Origin of the sequence: Nocardia sp. NPDC060220 (genome assembly GCF_042727815.1) — a bacterium.
Classification (GTDB): domain Bacteria; phylum Actinomycetota; class Actinomycetes; order Mycobacteriales; family Mycobacteriaceae; genus Nocardia.
Map to the genome: position 1 here is coordinate 1 of NZ_JBHWZY010001324.1, position 1,221 is coordinate 1,221.

Sequence of the window (1,221 nt, forward strand, 5' to 3'; positions counted from 1 at the left end):
GTCCCAGGGGGTCTGCACGAATTCCACCTGCTTGCCGAGCTTCTCGCCGACCGCGCGCGCGACCTCGACGTCGTAGCCGGTGAGCGTGCCGCCCTCCTGGTAGCTGAACGGCGCGTAGGTGCCCTCGGTACCGATCTTCAGCACGTTCGGGTCGGACGCGGACGAGCAGGCCGACAGACCCGTCGCGGCGACCACAGCGAGTACGGCGGCGGCAATGAATTTGCGCACGGACATCCCTTTCTCCGCTGCGCGTAGGGGGACGCGCAGGCCAAGCGACGCTACGGCGCCGCCACAGACCGACACAGAGTATCGCTCACCGTGATCGGAATACCTGCGGGGAAACACGAAACGGGTGCCCCGCCGTAGCAGAACACCCGTTCATCCCCGTGCGGGCAGGAATCAGTCGCGCAGCGGGCGACCCTGCGCGTCGGGCACCTTGCCGGTGAGCATCATGATGCCATCGATCAGCGGCCAGATGGCGCCGAGACCACAGGTCAGCCAGGTCACCGCGATCTGGGCGATGCCGAGACCGGTGTAACCGAGGTAGAAGCGACCGACGCCGAAGCTGCCGAGGAAGATCTGCAGCAGACCGGCCATCAGCTTCTGCTTGTCCGAGAACGGCACGCCGTACATGTCCCGGCCGTAGGGGGCTTCCGGGTCGTTCGGGTTGTAGCCCTGCGGCATGGCCCCGTACGGCGCTGCGCCGTACCCCGGCTGCGGCTGCTGAGCGTACGGGTCGGCAGGCTGACCGTACTGCGGCTGCGGCGCACCGTACTGCGGCTGACCGTAGCCGGGCTGCTGCGGCTGCTGGGCATACGGATCAGAGGGCTGACCGTAGGCAGGCTGGCCGTACTGCGGCTGCGAACCCGAGTCGGGCTGCTTGCTCAGGTCAGGGCCGTACTGTGGATTGGGGTTGTAGGGGTCGGTCACTCATGTCCTCCATCATTCGTGCGGGTACCCGTCGTGGCCCCCGGCCAGTGGCGATCGGCCGAACGGCGGTGCGCCCGCGACGATCACGGGTCATTGTTGCCGGTCCTGCCCACCGTTGTCTTGTCGGGTGCTTCCCCGAGCTGCCCTCGCCATACCGTGGAATATCGCGGCGGGGGGGCGCCAAGTTTGCGGGCGCCCCCCCCATACAACAAAAAAATAGCGGGGTGTTATAAAAAAAAACCAGCCCCCCCCAAAAAAAAAAAAAGGGGTTTGCGGGGTGGGGGGGTGTGT

General features: G+C 66.3%; 2 protein-coding genes. Both read right to left on the bottom strand.

The genetic code is table 11. The annotated features are described in order from the left end of the window. A partial coding sequence (locus ACFWF3_RS36430) for a transporter substrate-binding domain-containing protein (RefSeq protein WP_379318756.1) occupies positions 1-234 on the bottom strand: 234 nt, incomplete at its 3' end. A 165-nt stretch (positions 235-399) separates the two neighbouring features. Continuing rightward, positions 400-930 carry an NINE protein gene (locus ACFWF3_RS36435; protein WP_378995669.1) on the bottom strand — a complete coding sequence of 177 codons (531 nt, stop codon included), beginning with the start codon at positions 928-930 and terminating at the stop codon, positions 400-402. Positions 931-1,221 lie beyond the last annotated feature (291 nt).